The sequence below is a fragment of the Lacisediminihabitans sp. genome (assembly GCF_036404185.1).
Lineage (GTDB): Bacteria > Actinomycetota > Actinomycetes > Actinomycetales > Microbacteriaceae > Lacisediminihabitans.
In genome coordinates, this window is the sequence record NZ_DASWPB010000210.1 from 1 (window position 1) to 17,373 (window position 17,373).

At 65.9% G+C, this 17,373-nt stretch carries 18 protein-coding genes, 1 pseudogene and 1 riboswitch; of the genes and pseudogenes, 9 read left to right on the top strand and 10 right to left on the bottom strand.

Going from position 1 to position 17,373, the window contains the following annotated elements; genetic code table 11:
- The 5 genes from VGC18_RS14960 to VGC18_RS14980 all read left to right on the top strand — a co-directional run.
- Positions 1–470: hypothetical protein (locus VGC18_RS14960; protein WP_331098825.1), on the top strand; the 470-nt coding region annotated here is incomplete at its 5' end.
- 32 nt (positions 471–502) lie between these two features.
- Positions 503–1,111, top strand: coding sequence for a helix-turn-helix domain-containing protein (locus VGC18_RS14965; RefSeq protein ID WP_331098827.1), 609 nt, complete (start codon positions 503–505; stop codon positions 1,109–1,111).
- Between the two features lie 105 nt (positions 1,112–1,216).
- Positions 1,217–1,426: a hypothetical protein gene (locus tag VGC18_RS14970; protein WP_331098830.1), complete on the top strand. Its 210-nt coding sequence runs from the start codon at positions 1,217–1,219 to the stop codon at positions 1,424–1,426.
- Positions 1,427–1,498: 72 nt separating this feature from the next.
- Positions 1,499–1,588: riboswitch (glycine riboswitch) on the top strand.
- Between the two features lie 124 nt (positions 1,589–1,712).
- Positions 1,713–3,032: an L-serine ammonia-lyase gene (locus VGC18_RS14975; RefSeq protein ID WP_331098832.1), complete on the top strand. Its 1,320-nt coding sequence runs from the start codon at positions 1,713–1,715 to the stop codon at positions 3,030–3,032.
- 166 nt (positions 3,033–3,198) lie between these two features.
- Positions 3,199–4,119 carry a LysR family transcriptional regulator gene (locus tag VGC18_RS14980; RefSeq protein ID WP_331098834.1) on the top strand — a complete coding sequence of 307 codons (921 nt, stop codon included), beginning with the start codon at positions 3,199–3,201 and terminating at the stop codon, positions 4,117–4,119.
- On the opposite strand, the gene VGC18_RS14985 is transcribed toward VGC18_RS14980, so the two are convergent.
- The 6 genes from VGC18_RS14985 to VGC18_RS15010 are packed head-to-tail and all read right to left on the bottom strand — an operon-like array spanning position 4,116 to position 10,280.
- Complete coding sequence (locus tag VGC18_RS14985) at positions 4,116–4,922, bottom strand: ABC transporter ATP-binding protein (RefSeq protein WP_331098836.1); 807 nt, start codon at positions 4,920–4,922, stop codon at positions 4,116–4,118. The genes VGC18_RS14980 and VGC18_RS14985 overlap by 4 nt on opposite strands.
- Positions 4,915–5,778: an ABC transporter ATP-binding protein gene (locus VGC18_RS14990; RefSeq protein WP_331098838.1), complete on the bottom strand. Its 864-nt coding sequence runs from the start codon at positions 5,776–5,778 to the stop codon at positions 4,915–4,917. The genes VGC18_RS14985 and VGC18_RS14990 overlap by 8 nt, the downstream gene beginning before the upstream one ends.
- On the bottom strand, positions 5,765–6,649 hold the full coding sequence (locus tag VGC18_RS14995; RefSeq protein ID WP_331098840.1) for an ABC transporter permease: 885 nt from the start codon (positions 6,647–6,649) through the stop codon (positions 5,765–5,767). Before VGC18_RS14995 ends, VGC18_RS14990 begins: the two co-directional genes overlap by 14 nt.
- Positions 6,646–7,605, bottom strand: coding sequence for an ABC transporter permease (locus tag VGC18_RS15000; RefSeq protein WP_331098842.1), 960 nt, complete (start codon positions 7,603–7,605; stop codon positions 6,646–6,648). Before VGC18_RS15000 ends, VGC18_RS14995 begins: the two co-directional genes overlap by 4 nt.
- Positions 7,606–7,637: 32 nt before the next feature.
- On the bottom strand, positions 7,638–8,663 hold the full coding sequence (locus VGC18_RS15005; protein ID WP_331098844.1) for a dipeptidase: 1,026 nt from the start codon (positions 8,661–8,663) through the stop codon (positions 7,638–7,640).
- A 57-nt stretch (positions 8,664–8,720) separates the two neighbouring features.
- Complete coding sequence (locus VGC18_RS15010; RefSeq protein ID WP_331098846.1) at positions 8,721–10,280, bottom strand: ABC transporter substrate-binding protein; 1,560 nt, start codon at positions 10,278–10,280, stop codon at positions 8,721–8,723.
- Between the two features lie 474 nt (positions 10,281–10,754).
- Between VGC18_RS15010 and VGC18_RS15015 the strand changes: the two genes are divergently transcribed.
- Genes VGC18_RS15015 through VGC18_RS15030 form a run of 4 tightly spaced genes read left to right on the top strand, consistent with a single transcriptional unit; the run spans position 10,755 to position 15,055 of the window.
- Positions 10,755–11,453 carry an ABC transporter ATP-binding protein gene (locus VGC18_RS15015; RefSeq protein ID WP_331098848.1) on the top strand — a complete coding sequence of 233 codons (699 nt, stop codon included), beginning with the start codon at positions 10,755–10,757 and terminating at the stop codon, positions 11,451–11,453.
- Positions 11,450–12,745 (top strand): ABC transporter permease, encoded by a 1,296-nt coding sequence (locus VGC18_RS15020; protein ID WP_331098850.1) that lies wholly within the window; start codon positions 11,450–11,452, stop codon positions 12,743–12,745. Before VGC18_RS15015 ends, VGC18_RS15020 begins: the two co-directional genes overlap by 4 nt.
- Positions 12,738–13,376, top strand: a complete 639-nt coding sequence (locus VGC18_RS15025; protein ID WP_331098852.1) for a TetR/AcrR family transcriptional regulator — start codon at positions 12,738–12,740, stop codon at positions 13,374–13,376. The genes VGC18_RS15020 and VGC18_RS15025 overlap by 8 nt, the downstream gene beginning before the upstream one ends.
- A gap of 17 nt (positions 13,377–13,393) precedes the next feature.
- Positions 13,394–15,055 (top strand): MDR family MFS transporter, encoded by a 1,662-nt coding sequence (locus tag VGC18_RS15030; protein ID WP_331098854.1) that lies wholly within the window; start codon positions 13,394–13,396, stop codon positions 15,053–15,055.
- 21 nt (positions 15,056–15,076) lie between these two features.
- Here the strand turns inward: VGC18_RS15030 and VGC18_RS15035 are convergent, their stop codons facing one another.
- From VGC18_RS15035 to VGC18_RS15050, 4 genes and pseudogenes are all read right to left on the bottom strand, one after another.
- Positions 15,077–15,835, bottom strand: coding sequence for a hypothetical protein (locus VGC18_RS15035; RefSeq protein WP_331098856.1), 759 nt, complete (start codon positions 15,833–15,835; stop codon positions 15,077–15,079).
- 73 nt (positions 15,836–15,908) lie between these two features.
- Complete coding sequence (locus VGC18_RS15040) at positions 15,909–16,148, bottom strand: hypothetical protein (RefSeq protein ID WP_331098858.1); 240 nt, start codon at positions 16,146–16,148, stop codon at positions 15,909–15,911.
- A gap of 68 nt (positions 16,149–16,216) precedes the next feature.
- Positions 16,217–17,224, bottom strand: coding sequence for an L-glyceraldehyde 3-phosphate reductase (mgrA, locus tag VGC18_RS15045; protein ID WP_331098860.1), 1,008 nt, complete (start codon positions 17,222–17,224; stop codon positions 16,217–16,219).
- A gap of 24 nt (positions 17,225–17,248) precedes the next feature.
- Positions 17,249–17,373: pseudogene (locus tag VGC18_RS15050) on the bottom strand (IS982 family transposase); the annotation flags it as partial.

The window sequence follows — 17,373 nt, forward strand, 5'->3', positions numbered from 1 at the left end:
CGACGCTCTATCGCTATTTCCCGAGCAAGGACCTCATCCTGCTCGACCCGTTCACCAAGGTCGACGCGGTCGCGGGTGCCCTGCGCGGCCGTCCGGCGGATGAGCCCATCGAGCTCGCGCTCGGTGCAGCGATCCGGCAGGCTCTGGAGGCGGTCGTCGCGGAGCAGCCCCATCTCGACACCGTGCGCACGATCATCGACGGGGCCCCTGGTCCCCGCGCCCGTCTGTGGGACTTCATCGCCCAGGACCGCGATCTGCTCGAGAAGGCGATCGCCGCACGGGTCGGCGGCGGGCTCTCGGACCTGAGGATCAAGATGACGGCGCGCCTCACCCTGCTGGTCATCGATCTGGCGGCGGACACCTGGCGCTCCGGCGACCATCGACGGTCGATGACGGATATCGCCGACGGGATCCTCGACGAGATCGGCGGCGAGGGGATCGTCGTGCCACGCCGTCCTCGGTCTCGATGACCGTCGTGGTGGCTGCCGTGTAACATCCGCGTATGGGTCTTCGAGAGCGGAAAAGAGAACGCACGCGTGCCGAGATCCTCGAGGTCGCGCGTGCCCTCTTCCTCTCCGACGGGTACGACGAGACGACGATGGAGCACATCGCGGAGGTCGCCGAGGTCGGCCCGTCCACCCTGTACCGGTACTTCCCCACCAAGGATGAGCTGGTCCTCGCGCCGATCATCGCGACGGTGGGGAGGCTCGCGGGCCTGCTCGCCGAGCGGCCGGCCGCCGAAGACCTCGACACCGCACTCGGCAACGCGCTCCGCGGGTACCTCGAGGAGTTCGACAGCCGGGCGCAGGAGATCAACGAGCTCAGGGACATCCTGGACAAGACCGCGCGACCGCGTGCCCAGCTCTGGGAGGTCTGGAACCAGGACATGGCCACGCTGAACGACGCGATCGCGGCGAGGGCGGGAGCGGATCCGGCCGAGCCGTGGGTGTCCATCACGGCGCACGCGACGAAGCTGGTGGCCAGCATGGCGATCGACAGGGCGCGGGACGATCCTCGCCCGTCGACCAGCGTCGACACCGCGGAGTCAATTCTTGCGGTGTTGAGATCGTCCGTCGTCCTGCCGCGTCTGTCCGGCGCGGCCACGGGCTGAGCCGAGGAGGTCCGGGGGATGGAGGGGCTCCAGCCCGCCGTCGAGTTCGTCTGATCGTCCGTCGCCGCGACCGCGATCGGCCTCAGGCTGGCCTGGTTCAACACCGTGCTGTACATCCTGCGCGCGATCGATCGGCGACCGGTGGAACCCACGCGCAGGGTGAGCGCCAGGAACCGCCTCCCGCTCGCCTGGGCCGGATTCCGCGGGGCGGTCTCGCTCGCCGCCGCGCTCTCCCTGCCGCTCGAGACCCGTGCGGGCGATCGATCCTCTTCCGCAACGCCAGGTGCTCGTCGCGGTGACCTTCGCCGTGCCTGAAGCTTCTCCCCGGTACGGATCTTCCCGCAGGAGTGGTCGCGACGCATCCATCGATGGCAGAATCGAACGATAACGTTCACGACGGGAGAATCCGGTCTCGACCGGTGCCGAAGGAGCAACACCTCCCGGGAATCTCTCAGGCCAGGAAACCGTCGTGATCGACACACTCTGGAGAGGCCGACTCGATCGGCCACCGACGGGGCACAGGCACTTCGGTGCACGACACTCTCAGGTACACGGACAGAGCGGGGGGATCCTATTCAGACGCATGCGAGGGGATCCGCTCATGACGATCGGCGTTTTGGAACTGTTCTCGATCGGGATCGGGCCGTCGAGCTCCCACACCGTCGGGCCCATGCGGGCGGCACGCTACTTCCGGCATGCGCTGCCGGTCGGAACCGCATCCCTCGAGCTCCACACCTACGGCTCCCTCGCAGCGACCGGCGAGGGACACGGCACCTACGACGCGATCCTCGCCGGACTGATGGGATTCGAGCCGGAGACCGCTGATCTCCGCCGGATGCGGGGGGCCATAGCCGAAGGGAGAATCACCCTCCACGGGTGCAGGATCGACTACACCTTCCACAAGCATCCCTTCACCGTGCTCGACTTCCATCCGAACGGCCTGCGATTCGTCGCATTCTCGTCCGAGAGGACGGTCCTCGCCGATGAGACGTGGTATTCGATCGGAGGCGGATTCGTCGTGCGGGACGGAGAGCCGACGGAAGCGGATGCATCGTCCACCCTGCCCCTGCCCTTCTCGAGCGGCGGTGAACTGCTCGAGAGATGCGACAGCAGCGGACTGTCGATCGCCGGTGTGATGCGCGCCAACGAGCTGTCGCGGATGACGGAGGGCGCACTCCGCGACGGCATCGGAAGCATCCACCGGGCGATGACCGAGTGCATCACGGCAGGGCTTGTCGGCGAGGGCATCCTCCCCGGCGGCCTCCAGGTGCCCAGGAGGGCCAGGGCATGGCACGACACGCTCATGAGTCAGCAGGAGCCGTTCCATGCCCGGTACGCGACGGAGTGGCTCAACGTGATCGCTCTCGCGGTGAACGAGGAGAACGCCGCGGGGGGCCGTGTTGTGACCGCCCCGACGAACGGTGCCGCGGGCATCGTTCCCGCCGTTCTCTGGTACGCGGTGAAGTATCTTCCTCCGTCTCCGGATGCCGTTGAACGATTTCTGCTGACCGCGGCGGCGATCGGGGTACTGTACAAGGAACGTGCATCGATCTCGGGGGCGGAGGTCGGGTGTCAGGGGGAGGTCGGTTCAGCCTCGTCGATGGCGGCGGCCGGTCTGGCCGAGCTGCTCGGTGCCTCACCGCGCCAGGTCGAGAACGCGGCGGAGATCGCGATGGAGCACAATCTCGGCCTCAGCTGCGATCCGGTCGGCGGCCTGGTGCAGATCCCGTGCATCGAGCGGAATGCAATCGCCGCCGCCAAGGCCGTGAACGCGGCGACCATGGCGATGCGCGGCAACGGAACCCATCGCGTCTCCCTCGACCAGGTGATCGAGACGATGCGCCAGACCGGAGCGGATATGAATTCGAAATACAAGGAGACCTCACTCGGCGGCCTCGCGGTGAACGTGGTCGAATGCTGAACCGGCGTTGCCACCACCGACGGCAGTCAATATATTCGCAGAATGATAATGGGCGGTTCCGGACCTCGCGCAGGGCGTCCAGCGCGCCGGGGCGTCGGTCCGATGGTTCGCTGATGACACGAACAAGACATCGCGCAGCCACCATAGCTCGATCCTCCGATCCACGATGATGCGTCTCGAGCAGCTCCGACACTTCGCCCGCATCGCCGAGACGGGCTCGTTCCGCAAGGCCGCGGAATCTCTCGGGCTGACCCAGCCTTCCCTCAGCCATTCGATCGCCCGGCTCGAGGAGGACCTGGGTTCGCAGATCCTCGTTCGTTCCAGGCGCGGCGTGATCCTCACCCCCTTCGGGGAGCTCATCCTGCCCGACGTGCAGAAGGTCCTCGACTTCGTCGACGACATCTACGACAAGCGCGACCGCGCGGCTCACCGGGAACAGGGGCGCATCGCCATCGGCACCATCCCAGTCGCCTCCCGATCGATCGTGCGTCCGGCGCTCACGGGGTTGCGACGCTCGTACCCCGATACCGAGATCACCATCCGCGAGGGGGGATCGCATGAGGTCACAGACATGCTCATCAACGGCGAGATCGATTTCGGCATCGTGTCGTCCCGCTCGGAGGATCTGCCCGTCGCCTCCGGGCTGACCTCCGAACGCCTCCTGACGACGGCATTCGTCCTGTGTCTGGGCAAGGACCACCCCCTCGCCCGCTTCGAGTCGGTCTCGGTCGAGCAGGTGACGCGGGAGCGCATCATTTTCTACCGGGAGGGCTATCTCGTTCACGATTTCATGAAGAGCGCCTTCGGCAGCGCAATAGAGCGCGCGGGGCATTTGACCGACAGCATCGAATCGGCGAAATGGATGGTCGCCTCCGGACTCGGCATCACGGTGCTGTCGGCCCAGGCTCTCGATGAGGATCCCTACTTCGAACGCGGCACGCTGGTTTTCCGGCCCATAACCGGTACCCATACCTCGTTGTACTTCCACATCATCCGCACGAGCACGAGCACGATGTCGGCCGGGACCCGCGCCTTCGTCGCACTCCTGCACTACGCCGCACAACGTGCCGCGAAGGATCCCGCCTAATCGGTCGGCGGCTGCGTTGTCATGAGTCGCGGCGCGCTGTCGATGAGCTTGCGGGTGTACGGATGCCGGGGCGCGTCGAGGATTTGATTCGTCCTCCCGCGCTCGACGATCCGACCCCCCTGCATGACGACAATGTCGTCCACGACGGCGCGAGCCGTACCGAGATCGTGGGTGATCAGCACGATCGAGGTGCCCAGCTCGTCTCGGACTCTGGCGAACAGGCTCAGCACCCCGGCACGAATCGACACGTCGAGCGCGGAGACGGGTTCGTCGGCGACGATGACCGACGGTCGGCCGACGATGGCTCTGGCCAGGGCGACGCGCTGCCTCTGACCGCCGCTGAGCCGTCCAGGGGTGCTCTTCCAGAACCGGTCCGGATCGAGTTCGACCTGATCGAGCGCGATCCGCGCCCGCTCTCTTCGCTCTGTCCGGTCGATCTCTGAGCCCTGCAGTCCCTCGGAGACGGACTGACCGACGGTGAAGCGCGGATCCAGCGCCTCGAATGGATCCTGATGCACGACCTGGATGCCTCGGCGAGCGCTCTTGCGCTCCTCGCGGCCGAAGTCCTTCACGTCCTTGCCGTGCATGAGGACCTGACCGCTGGTCGGCGCATCCAGCAGGGAGAGAATCCTGCCGACCGTCGATTTCCCGGCGCCGCTCGCTCCGACGATCGCGAGGATGGAGCCGGGTATGACGTCGATCGACACCTCGGAGACGGCGTCGATCCAGGCGCGGTGTCCGCGAGCGCGGAACCGCCTGCTCACCTCACGGAGGGACAGCGAGGGCTCGATCGGGTCAACCATGGTCCTCCTCGTTGGCGATGACGGCCTCATCGACGTCCGTGGCCGCGAGCGCCCGCAGGTCCAAGGTGGCGTCGATCGAGGGATAGGAGCGGATCAGGCGCCTGGTGTGCGGATGCTGTGGCGCCGTCAGCACCTCGCGGACGGGGCCGAACTCCACGATCCGGCCGTCGTACATGACGGCGACGTCATCGCAGTACTGCGACACGACCCCGAGATCGTGCGACACGAACACGAAGGTGAAACCCAGTCGTCGTCGCAGCTCAGCCAGACGTCCGAGTATCTCGGCCTGCACGATGACGTCCAGAGACGTCGTCGGCTCGTCGGCGAGCAGCAGCGTCGGCTCACACAGTAGGCTCATGGCGATGATCACCCTTTGACGCATGCCGCCGCTCAGCTCATGGGGATAGGCGCGAATCACGCGCCGGGGGACGTCGACCATCGCGAGCGCCTCGTCGATGCGACGGTCGATTTCGGCTCTCGATCCCAGGTGGGAGCGCTGAACGAGGACCTCGCGCAGGAGGGACCCCACTCGGATGACCGGGTTGAGCGCGTGCATCGCCCCCTGGAAGACGATCGAGATCTCCCTCCAGCGCAGCTGTCTCATCCGCTCCTCCGACATCGCCAGGAGGTCCTCACCTCCGAACAGGACGCTACCGGAGACGATGTTCGCGTTCGCCGGAAGCAGGCGGGCGATGCTGTAGAGCAGGGTGGTCTTGCCGGAGCCGGACTCTCCGATGATTCCGAGGCTGCCGCCCGTGGCGACGCTCAGACTGATCTCGTGCAGGGCCCGGGTGCCGGAATAATCCACGGAGAGGCCCCTGACCTCGACGGCGGATGCGCGTTCAGGCGATGACACCCTCGTCCTCCTTTCCGAGGACCCGACCGACCCAGTCGCCGATCGTGTGGAGGGACAACAGCAGGATGGTGAGCGCGAGTCCCGGATAGACGACCGCCCACCAGGCCGTCTGGAAGGCACCCTGCGCCTCCTGGATCATCTTGCCCCAGCTGATCGCCGACGGATCGCCGAGCCCGATGAAGCTCAGTCCGGCCGAGAGCAGAACGGCCTCGGCGACCTGGAGGCTTGCGTTCGCGATCACGGGTCCCAGGCCGTTCGGCAGCACATGGCGCGCGATGACCCCGGCGCTGCCGACTCCGGCTATGCGAGAGGCCTCCACGAACTCCCTGTCCCGTAGGCGAAGGGCCTCGGACCTCGCGAGCCGGGCGGTCGCCGGCCACATGGTGAGGCCGAGCACGACGATGACGACCCACCAGGCGTTGCCGAGGAACGCCACGAGGAGGATGGCGAAGATGAGGTGCGGCACCGTGAGGAACATCTCGATCACCCGTGACACGACGATGTCGATCCACCCGCCGAAATAGCCTGCGACCGATCCAAGGACGATCCCGATCAGAAGGGCGAACAGGGTGGCCCCGAACGCGAGCGCGACGGTGTATCGAGTGCCGGCCATGATGCGGCTCAGAACGTCCCGTCCGAGCGAGTCCGTACCCAGAGGGAAGGAGCCGCCCGGCTGCCGATTGGGCACCGTGAGCGACACCGTCGGATCGTGGGGTGACAGCGACGTGCCGAAGACCGCGATGGCCAGCACGACGCCGAGAATCACAAACGCCGCGACGACCGGCACCCGCCTGGCGTTCCTCGAGGTGGCGAGGCGCCGCCGGATACCCGCGAAGGCTCCGTGGATCTCCGCTGCTTCGCTGTTCGTCATGAGAGCCTGACCCGGGGATCTGCGACGACGTAGAGCACATCGGTGACGATGGTTGCGACGAGAACCGATATTGCCACCACGATGAAAACGCCCATGATCAGCGGCAGGTCACGCTGCCCTATCGCCTCTTGCATGAGGGTTCCGACACCGGGCCACGCGAACACCGCCTCCGTCAGCAATGCCCCGCCGATGGACTGACCGATGGTGAGGCCCGCCATGGTGAGCGAGGGCAGAATCGCGTTGCGAAGACCGTGGCGGAAGAATACCCGCCGTTCCGCGAAACCAATGGCGCGAGCCGTGCGGATGTACTCGTCGTTCATCACGGCGGACATCCGGCTCCGGGTCAACCGGTAGTAGACCGGGAACGTGTAGAGGGCCAGCGTCAGCGTCGGCAGGGCCAGGTGGTCGAGAAGATCGAGTGTCGCCGCGAATCCGGTGGGGGGAGGAAGGGAATGGATGCCTCCGGCGGGGACCAGGTTCGCCTTGATCGCGAAGACATAGATCAGGAGGAGTCCCAGCCAGAAGATCGGGACCGAATACAGCGTGAGGCTTGCGAAGTTCAGGATCGCCTCCCGCAGCGTTCCCTTGATTCTGCTCGCGTAGGCGCCGAGGTAGGTGCCTCCCACGATGCCGAGGACGAGACCGCAGGCCACGAGCAGCAGGGATGCGCCGAGCCGCCCCATGACGACCCCGAGCACCGGAGAGTGATAGGTGTACGAGGTGCCGAGGTCTCCGACAATCAGGTGCGAGACGTAGAGCCAGAGCTGCTCGAGGACGGGTTTGTCGAGGCCGTAGGCGACCCGTACGTGGGCGATGTAGTCGGCGCTGGCGTTGTCTCCCGCTATCGCGTAGGCGGGGTCGCCCGGCGTGATCCTGACGACGACGAAGGTCAGGATCACGAGGAAGGCGAGCGTGGGGATCGCCTGGGCGATCCGCAGCAGGATGTACCTGGCCACGGATCAGCCCAGATCGACGCGGCGGAAGGAAATCACGCCCACACCGTGTCGAAGACGCGCATCCAGTTGCCGCCGAGGATCCCCGCCACCTCGGCGCTCGCGTACCCGCGCCGGTCGAGCGCCTGCGCGACCTCCGGGAACCGGGCCAGCGATTCGAATCCCTCCGCGTAGACCGTGTCCCAGCTGTACTTCTCCACCAGCTTGGGGAATCGGCGTCCGGAGTTGCTCGCCCAGCGCACGGACCAGTGCTCGGCGATATCAGTGCCGATCGCGACGTGATCCGGCCCGACGAGCTGCACGGCGTGGTCGATGTGATCGATGAAGTCGCTGAGTGTCGGCCGCTCGCCCGACCTCGGCTCGATGAACGGTGCGTACGGGGAGATGCCGACGAGGCCGCCCTTGGCGGCGATGAGCCTGATCTCGTCATCGGATTTGTTGCGCACCGAGTCGGTGAGCGCGAGGCAGCCGGTGTGGGAGAACACGGCGGGGTTCTCGGAGTACTCGATCGCATCCATCCCCGTCCGATGTCCGACATGCGAGAGGTCGATGAGGATCCCCAAGCGGTCCATCTCCGTCACGGTCTGCTGTCCCATGGTCGTCAGCCCGAGGTTCTCCGGCTCGAAACAGCCGTCACCGAGGCGGTTGCGTTCGTTATAGGTGAGCTGGATGATGCGCACGCCGTTGCGATAGAAGAAGGGGACGAGGTTGACCGGGTCGGCTTCGATGGGCATCCCGTTCTGGAACGCGAAGATGATCGCGAGCTTGGACTCGGCCTTGGCGCGGCGGATATCGTCGGTGGTCGTGGCGATGAGACAGCGGTCGGAATAGATCTCCGCGAGGTTGAAGTAGACGTTCATCTCCTGCACCGCCTCGAAGAACCCGCCGACCTGTGCGGCCCCAACCTGGGCGGACAGCGAGACGCAGACCGCCGTGACGCCCGCCGTCCTGATCGCCTCGAAGAAGCCGTCCGAGCCGATCCGCGGCGTGCATCCGTCGACCACGATCATGTCGCCGTATGCGGTGGTGGTCTCGATGTCCTGGGTCGATGCAATGCTCACAGCTGATTTCCTCTGTTTCTGTTCGGTTCTTGTCGGATCGGGGATTCGTCCCGGCTCTTACCCGGTCACGGTGACCAGTCGGTAGTCGTCGGCCGGTACCGTTCCTCCCGCGGCCTTCTGCCACCAGAATCCGCTGTACTTCGAGGCGAACGGGAACTGGTAGTTCCACTGGAAGAGCGTGTAACGAGGCATGTCCGCGGCGATGATCTTCTGGATCTGCGTGTAATAGCGGTTCTGAGCCGCCGCGTCCGTCGTCGCCTTGGCCTTGGCGAACAGCTCGTCGACGGTCGGATTCGAGTACTGCATCGCGTTGCGGTTGCCCGTGGTGGCAACGTAGTTCGCGAGGGTCTGCGGATCGGGTCCATGGGGGCCGCCCGACCAGGTGATGTCGAAGTCGTGCTTGGTCATGATCTTGTCGGCGAAGACCGAGAAGTCGTCGTTCTCCAGGGTGAGGTCGACGCCTATGGCCGCGAGCTGCTGCTTGAGGACCTCGCCGATCTTGTCGGCCCCGCCCAGGGAGGCGGTGAAACCTGTGTAGGTGAGCGAGAAACGAATGCCGGAAGCATTCTTCGGATAGCCGGCGTCGTCGAGAAGTTTGTTCGCCTTCTTGACATTGAAGGCCGGCTGCATGGCCGCCTTGTCGTAGCTGCGCGATGAGGGGTCGTACACGGTGTGGGTGACCTTCTTCGTCCCGCCGTAGACAAGCTTGTTGATCTGGTCCGGATTGATCGCGCTGCTGATCGCCGTGCGAACGCTCAGGTCGCTGAGGGGTTTACGCGCGAGATTGAAGCCGAGCCAGACATCGGTGGGAGGCGCGGCGTTGGCCGTCTCGACGGTGATGCCCTTTGTCTGCTGGAGCGTGGGGATCGACGAGTACGACGGCGCATTGGCCATGAACTGGATCTCTCCGGTCTGCAGGGCGCTCACCGCGGCGTCCGACGAGGAGAAGAAGCGAAAGCTGAGGTTGTCGAGCTTCGGTGCGCCCCCGAAGTAGTGCGGATTCGCCTTCAGCTGCACCGACTGTCCCGGTTGGAAGGAGGTGACGACGAAAGGACCGCTGCCGATGGGGGCGGTGTTCGCCGGGTTGGTGGTGACGTCCGTTCCGTCGAATACGTGTTTGGGGAGCACGACCCAGCCGTAGCGCTGGGCAAGTTGATCGAGAAAGGAGCTGTTCGGGCTCCCCAGGGTGAGTACGACCGTCGTCGGATCGGGGGTGGTGACGTCCGTGATTCCGGCGAGGGCGGCGGCGCCGTAGCCCTTCTCAGCGATGATCGAATCGATCGTCCACTTGACGTCGGCGGAGGTGAGCGCCTTGCCGTCGGACCATGTCACGCCCTTGACGAGGCTGAAGGTGTAGACGAGCCCATCGGTGCTCGTCGTCCACTTCGTGGCCAGATCGCCGTGCACCTGGTAGTCGTACCCGTAGTTGACGAGGCGGCTGTAGATGTTGTCCATGATGTAGTAGTCGGCCGGGTCATAGACGTAGTCGGGGTTGAGTGCCTTCGGTGCATAGGTCATCCCGACCACGAGGGAGCTGGATCCCGTTGACGTCGACGTCGTGGGTCCAGGCGACGACGAACAGCCGGCCACGGCGAAGAGACCAATCGCTGCGGCCACCGCTGCGATCGTCCGCGCCGTCCGAAAGTGGGTTCTCATGCTGTGCCTCTCTCGTTGGCGATTTCGCCGACCTGTCGAACGTTGATTCGGTCACGCTATGAGAGGGGAAAACCAAAGTCAACGCGACTTTTATATAGATTTGTGTCATCCAGATATAGACAGGGACACTCAATCAGCTCCGTGTGAATCGACCGTTTCCCCCGCATTAACCCGGTGTTACGTGGATAGCCCGCATCGATCCGGCGATAACGAACGACTATCATTCGAAGGCCATCCTGACACCGGGACAGCGCTCGTCGAAGCGCTTCGCGCGATGCCGTATGCGCGCCGTCAGCCGAGCCGGGACGGTCTTTCTCACGGCCAATACGCAGTTTCATGCAGTTACTATATTTTTGCATCTGATGCATTTATAGTCGCACTGCATGGCCTCGACGGCGAGATCGCGCACCTCATCTCTCGTCGAACGGATCCCGCATGAGCGCCTCGGTACTGACCGCGCAGAACATCGTCAAGTCGTACGGCAGCGGTGCGAGCCGCTTCGAGGCGCTCAAGGGCGTCTCCCTCGACATCCGCGAGGGGGAGACCGTCGCGATCGTCGGTAAGAGCGGCTCCGGCAAGTCCACCCTCATGCACCTGCTCGCCCTGCTCGACGATCCGGACGGGGGAGTGCTCCTGGTCGGCGGCGTGGATGCCCGGCAGCTGAAGAGCACGGCGATGAACGTCCTGCGCAACCGCGACTTCGGTTTCGTCTTCCAGCAGTTCTTCCTCACCCCGAACGCCTCCGTGCTCGACAACGTCGTGCTCCCCCTGAAGATCGCCGGGGTCGGCCCCAGGGAGCGGAGGGCACGCGGGATGGCGGCCCTCGAGCAGCTCGAGCTCGCCGACAAGGCGAAGAACAAGGCGATCAACCTCTCCGGCGGGCAGAAGCAGCGGGTCGTCATCGCCAGGGCGCTGGTCAACAATCCGAAGGTCATCTTCGCCGACGAGCCGACCGGCAACCTGGACACGGCCACGGGGCGACTGGTCGAGGACATCCTGTTCTCGCTGAATCGGGACAAGGGCATCACCCTGGTGATCGTCACTCACGACGTGGAGCTCGCGGCCCGCTGCGATAGACAGATCTTCATCCGAGACGGGCTGGAAGACACGACCTCGACGGAGGTGGCCTCATGAAGTTCGTCGACATCGTCGGGACGGCCATCGGCAACACCTTCCGCAGCAAGCTGCGCACCACACTCACCGTCGTGGCCATCTTCATCGGCGCCTTCACGCTCACCATCACGAGCGCCATCGGCACCGGTATCTCCAGCTACATCAACACCCAGGTCGCCTCCATCGGCTCGACCGACGTGCTCAGCGTGACCAAGACGCCGGATGCCCCGACCGGGACGGACGACGGACCGACGAAGTACGACCCCGCCCAGACGGCGGCCGGCGGCGGCTTCGGCGGTGCGGCGGCCGCGCTGTCGATCAAGCCGCTGACGAAGGTCGATCTCACCACGATCAGGGACACGACCGGCATCCGGACCGTGAACCCCATGGTCCGGGTGACGCCGACGTACATCGAGTACGGCAGCGAAGGGAAGTACCAGCTGACGCTGAACGCCGCCGCCGCGCTCACGAAGGCGGATCTCGCCGCGGGCAGACAGCTCAGCGACAAGGCCGACGACATCCTGCTGCCGGACTCCTATCTCAAGAACATGGGCCTCGGCAGCGCGGAATCCGCGATCGGGAAGACGGTGACGATCGGCATCGACGACTATCTCGGCACCGCGCACACCGTGACCGCCACGATCGCCGGCGTGCAGAACAAGACGCTCATCGGCGGCGGGGTGGGTCTGAGCCAGAGCCTGACCGACGAGCTGAACACGATCCAGTCGACGGGCCGGCCGGCGAACCTCGGCGAGAGCTATCTCACCGCCACCGCTCACTTCGACCCGCACGCGAGCCAGGCCGGCATCGATTCGATCAAGAAGGACCTCAAGGCGGAGGGCTTCACCGCCCAGACCGTCGCCGATCAGATCGGCTCGTTCCAGACCGTCATCAGCGGCATCATCGGCGTGCTCAACGCCTTCGCGGTGATCGCCCTCGTGGCCGCGGGCTTCGGCATCATCAACACCCTGCTGATGAGCGTGCAGGAGCGCACGAGGGAGATCGGCCTCATGAAGGCGATGGGAATGAGCGGAGGCAAGGTCTACACCCTGTTCAGCATGGAGGCCGTCTTCATCGGATTCCTCGGGAGCGCGATCGGCGCCGGCGTCGCCATCGGGGTGGGCTCGGTCATCAGCGACGTGCTCGCCCGAACGGCCCTGTCCGGGCTGCCCGGCCTGCAGGTCATGCAGTTCGCGCCCGCGTCGATCGTCACGATCATCCTCGTTGTCATGGCCATCGCCTTCCTCGCCGGGACGCTTCCCGCCAGGCGCGCGGCGAGGCAGAACCCGATCGATGCGCTTCGTTATGAGTGACCCGACATCCGACGGGGGGCTGCGCGAGCGCAAGCGCGCCGCCCTCTACGCCTCGATCGAGCGAACGGCGATCGACCTCGCCCTTGAGCACGGGTATGAGAACACGACGATCGACATGATCTGCGAGGCCGGCATGATCTCGCAGCGCACCTTCTTCAACTACTTCGGCTCCAAGGAGGGCGTGATCCTCGGCGCGACGCCGCCGATGCCCTCCCAGGAGGAGATCGACGACTTCGCCGGTCGCACCGGGTCGAACGTCCTCGGTGATTTCGTCGCGATGATCACCGCCTCCTTCGTCGAGAAGGAGCTCGACGCCGACCTGTTCCGCGCCCGCCGCCTGCTCATCCAGCGCACCCCGGAGCTGCACAGCAAGGAGCTGGCGCGGATGGGCGACCTCGAGGAGCAGTTCGTCCGCATCGTCCTGACCCGGTTCCGGGCCCAGGGCAGGTCCACCGCGACCAGCCCCGATCTCGAGGACGAGGCGCGGATGGTCGTCGATCTCACCACCGGCGTCATGCGCTTCGCCATGCACAATTGGTTCAGCGCCGACTTCAGCGGCACCGTCCGCGAACTCCTCGGCGGCTCGATCGATCTGATCCGCCGCATCACCGACAACACCCCCTCCTCCTGATTTCCAAAGGATCACCAATGTCACAAACGACTCATCCGGCCGCGGCCCGCCCGGCTCCGACGGCCGAGGCCGCCTCGAAGCGCGGCATCCTGCTCGTCTTCGCCGGCCTCATGGTCACCATGCTTCTCGCGTCCCTCGACCAGACGATCTTCAGCACGGCGCTGCCGACCATCGTCGGCCAGCTGCACGGCGTCGACGAGATGCTGTGGGTGACCACGGCATACATCCTCGCCTCGACGATCATGCTGCCGGTCTACGGCAAGCTCGGCGACCTGATCGGCCGCAAGGGCCTCTTCATCGGGGCGATCGCGATCTTCATCGTCGGCTCCATCATCGGCGGTCTCGCTCAGGACATGACGATGCTCATCGTCGGGCGTGCCGTTCAGGGACTCGGCGGCGGCGGCCTCATGCTGCTGTCGCAGGCGATCATCGCCGATGTCGTGCCCGCTCGAGAGCGCGGCAGGTACATGGGGATCATGGGCGGCGTCTTCGCCCTCTCCTCCGTCGCCGGCCCCCTGCTCGGCGGCTGGTTCACCGACGGTCCCGGCTGGCGCTGGGGACTCTGGATGAACATCCCGCTCGGCATCCTGGCGATCGCCTCCGCGCTGTTCTTCCTGCGTCTGCCGAAGAACACCAAGGGCAGGCCGCGCATCGACTGGTCGGGGATGGGATTGCTCGCGATCGCCTCGACCTGCCTCGTCCTGGTCACCACCTGGGGCGGCACCACCTACGACTGGGATTCGCCCACCATCGTCGGCCTCATCGCCGGCACCGTGGTCGCCGGGGTGGCCTTCGTGCTCGTCGAGCGTCGCGCCCCGGAGCCGATCATGCCGTTGCACCTGTTCAAGGACCGCAACTTCAACCTGACCACCGCGGCCGGCCTCATCATCGGAATCGCGATGTTCGGCGCGCTGGCCTACCTGCCCACCTATCTGCAGATGGTCACGGGTGTCAACGCCACCCAGGCCGGCCTGCTGCTGATCCCGCTGATGGCCGCGCTGCTGATCACCTCCATCGTGTCCGGCCAGCTCGTCAGCAAGACCGGCAGGTACAAGTGGCTGCCGATCGTCGGAACGGTCGTCGTCGCGATCTCGCTCGCGCTGCTCTCGACGATGACCCCGACCCTTCCCGTCTGGATCCTCTGCGTCTACCTCGCGATCATGGGGCTGGGGCTCGGCATGAGCATGCAGATCCTCATCCTCATCGTGCAGAACTCGTTCCCCAACTCCGAGGTGGGGACGGCGACGGCCTCGAACAACTACTTCCGCCAGATCGGGGCCTCGGTCGGCTCCGCCGTCGTCGGGAGCCTGTTCGTGGCCAAGCTGGCCGACCTCCTCGGTCAGCGGATGCCCGGCGGCGGGTCCGGCATCGCCGGCGGCAGCAACTCCTTCACGCCGGAGGCGGTGCAGAAGCTGCCGGCCGTCATCAGGGACGTCATCGTCGGCGCTTACAACGACGCGCTCACCCCGGTGTTCCTCTACATGGTGCCGCTCATGGTCGTCGCCGTCGTCCTGCTCTGCTTCGTCACGGAGAAGCCGCTGGCGACGACCATCGAACGCGACATCGTCGCGGAGACCCTCGAGATCGACGGCGCGACCAGGGTGAACCTGGGCGACGACCTCGGGGTTTCCGTCCGCGCCACGGACAGCGCGCCGGAGGCGAGCCCGGCGATCGGCTGAGCGTCCGGTCGCTGAGCTGGATCAGTCGGTCTCGGTCGAATCGGTATTCGTGCCGGTCGAGCCGGTGGAGGCGGCGGAGAAGATGGAGTCATCGACGGCCGGGACCGGTGCCGGACTCGCGGCCGGTGCTGCACTCGCGACCGGTGCCGAACTCGCGACCGGCTCCGGGACGGCCGGCCGGGCGTACAGGGCGGGCGGGATGGCCTCGACCGTGACGGTCTCCGCCGCCGCCTGCTGCGCGGCCCAGGCCTGCTGTTGGTGCACGAGGTCCTGTTCGCTCAACGAGGAGTCGTACGCCCACGCGTCGAGGTCATTCTTGAACAGCCTCTTGGCGCGGGCCGGCCTCGCCTGCCAGTCGACCAGGCGGTCCCTGAAGACGATGAGCGACTGCTCGGCCTGGAAGCTGAACGACACGGCGTTCTTCTTCATGTCGGCGATCTCGTGTGCCGCCCACTCGGCGGCGAGGGTCGTCCCGGCCACAGGGAGCATCCGGAGCCTGATGTCCGCCTCCTCGATGAGGTGGTCGATGTGCACCTGCTCCGGGGCTGGCAGGGTGTTCCAGACGGATGCCTTGCGGGCGGCACCGATGAGCGCGGTGACGGCGGAGGCCCTCACCTCTCGATCGCTCAGGGCGATGACACGCTTGGCGGAGCCACGACCGATCAGGGCGGCGATCACGCCCGCGACGACGATCGCGACAAACGGAAGGATCACGCCGGAAACGATGCGCCATCCCTCATCGGAATCGAACCAGTTCACGAAGTTGTTCCACCATTCCATGCCCGAACCTTAACCCGGGGTGGCCGGTGGGATGGCCAGCACACGTGGCGAGTCTCGACAAAGCCGGACGGGCTCAGAAGCAGTCGATCGCGTCGTCGATGCTCCAGAACTCTCCTATCGGCAGAAACCGGCCCCGGCTGGACATGAAGCGCTTCGCCCGGAAGCGGAGGCCGCCGGCAACGCCGAACTGCTCGACATAGCCGAGCACCTCGCCGTCGGGCCTGGTGACCCGCCACAACTGGTCGTGCACTCGGACGAGTGTGATGCCGGGACGGACGAGCGGGAGGTCTCCGGCGAAGGCGAGCGTGGTCATGTCTGCTCCTCGGGTGTCGAATGGTCGGTGGCCGCCAGGTTACGGGCGGCCACCGACATCCGTGCCCGTTAGCGCAGGCCGGTGCCGTCCACGGCGAGTGGCTCGATCGCGGCGATCTCCTCGTCGGTGAGGGGAGCGCTCTCCAGCGCGGCGATGTTGTTCTCCAACTGGCGGACGCTCGACGCCCCGATGAGCGCGGAGGTGATCTGCGGCTGGCGGAGCACCCAGGACAGGGCGAGCTGCGCGAGGCTCTGCCCGCGGCCCTTCGCGATCTCATTGAGTGCCCTCGCCCGTTCGAGATAGGTCTCGCTGATGTTGTCCGCGGTGATCCAGCGGCCCTCCGCGGCCCTGGAGTCCGCCGGGATGCCCGCGAGATAGCGGTCGGTCAGCAGGCCCTGGGCGAGCGGGGAGAAGACGATGCTCCCCATGCCGAGCTCGTCGAGCACCGGGAGCAGTCCCTCCGTCTCGATGTGGCGGTCGAACATGTTGTATCTGGGCTGGTGGATGAGCACCGGGATGCCGTGGGCGGCGAGCGCCTTGTGGGCGGCGATCGTCTGCTCGGTGTTGTAGTTGGAGATGCCCGCGTAGAGCGCCTTCCCCGAGGTCACCGCGGTGGCCAGCGCGCCCATCGTCTCCTCGATCGGCGTCTCGGGATCCGGACGGTGCGAGTAGAAGATATCGACGTAGTCGAGTCCCATCCGGCCGAGGCTCTGGTCGAGCGAGGAGAGCAGGTACTTGCGCGAGCCCCACTCCCCGTACGGGCCGTCCCACATGTCGTAACCGGCCTTCGTCGAGATGATCAGTTCGTCGCGGTAGGGGCGGAAGTCGTCGGCGAAGATCCGGCCTAAGTTGGTCTCGGCGCTGCCGGCGGGCGGGCCGTAGTTGTTGGCAAGGTCGAAGTGGGTCACGCCGAGGTCGAAGGCGCGACGGAGGATGGCCCGCTGCGTGTCGATCGGGCGGTCGGATCCGAAGTTGTTCCAGAGTCCGAGGGAGATGGCGGGCAGTTTGAGTCCGCTCCGTCCCGTTCTCGTGTATTCGATGGATTCGTAACGGCTGGGGGCAGCGACATAGCTCATGGACTAAGCCTAGATGAGTGAGTCCTAATGGTCGTAGGCGATGAGGGAGCGTTTGTGGGTGGCTCCGATGAGCCAGTTGTGCCAGATTCCGGCTGCGAGGGCGAGTAGGCGTCCGGCGACGCGGGAGTAGACGCCGGGGATGGTGCGTC

Bases quoted from the DNA above. Each gene is read 5' to 3' on its own strand.
- VGC18_RS14975 (WP_331098832.1), top strand. From the start codon at position 1,713: ATGACGATCGGCGTTTTGGAACTGTTCTCGATCGGGATCGGGCCGTCG.
- VGC18_RS15030 (WP_331098854.1), top strand. From the start codon at position 13,394: ATGTCACAAACGACTCATCCGGCCGCGGCCCGCCCGGCTCCGACGGCC.
- mgrA (WP_331098860.1), bottom strand. From the start codon at position 17,224: ATGAGCTATGTCGCTGCCCCCAGCCGTTACGAATCCATCGAATACACG.
- VGC18_RS15020 (WP_331098850.1), top strand. From the start codon at position 11,450: ATGAAGTTCGTCGACATCGTCGGGACGGCCATCGGCAACACCTTCCGC.
- VGC18_RS14995 (WP_331098840.1), bottom strand. From the start codon at position 6,649: ATGACGAACAGCGAAGCAGCGGAGATCCACGGAGCCTTCGCGGGTATC.
- VGC18_RS15015 (WP_331098848.1), top strand. From the start codon at position 10,755: ATGAGCGCCTCGGTACTGACCGCGCAGAACATCGTCAAGTCGTACGGC.
- VGC18_RS14985 (WP_331098836.1), bottom strand. From the start codon at position 4,922: ATGGTTGACCCGATCGAGCCCTCGCTGTCCCTCCGTGAGGTGAGCAGG.
- VGC18_RS15040 (WP_331098858.1), bottom strand. From the start codon at position 16,148: ATGACCACGCTCGCCTTCGCCGGAGACCTCCCGCTCGTCCGTCCCGGC.
- VGC18_RS14965 (WP_331098827.1), top strand. From the start codon at position 503: ATGGGTCTTCGAGAGCGGAAAAGAGAACGCACGCGTGCCGAGATCCTC.
- VGC18_RS15035 (WP_331098856.1), bottom strand. From the start codon at position 15,835: ATGGAATGGTGGAACAACTTCGTGAACTGGTTCGATTCCGATGAGGGA.
- VGC18_RS15025 (WP_331098852.1), top strand. From the start codon at position 12,738: ATGAGTGACCCGACATCCGACGGGGGGCTGCGCGAGCGCAAGCGCGCC.
- VGC18_RS14980 (WP_331098834.1), top strand. From the start codon at position 3,199: ATGATGCGTCTCGAGCAGCTCCGACACTTCGCCCGCATCGCCGAGACG.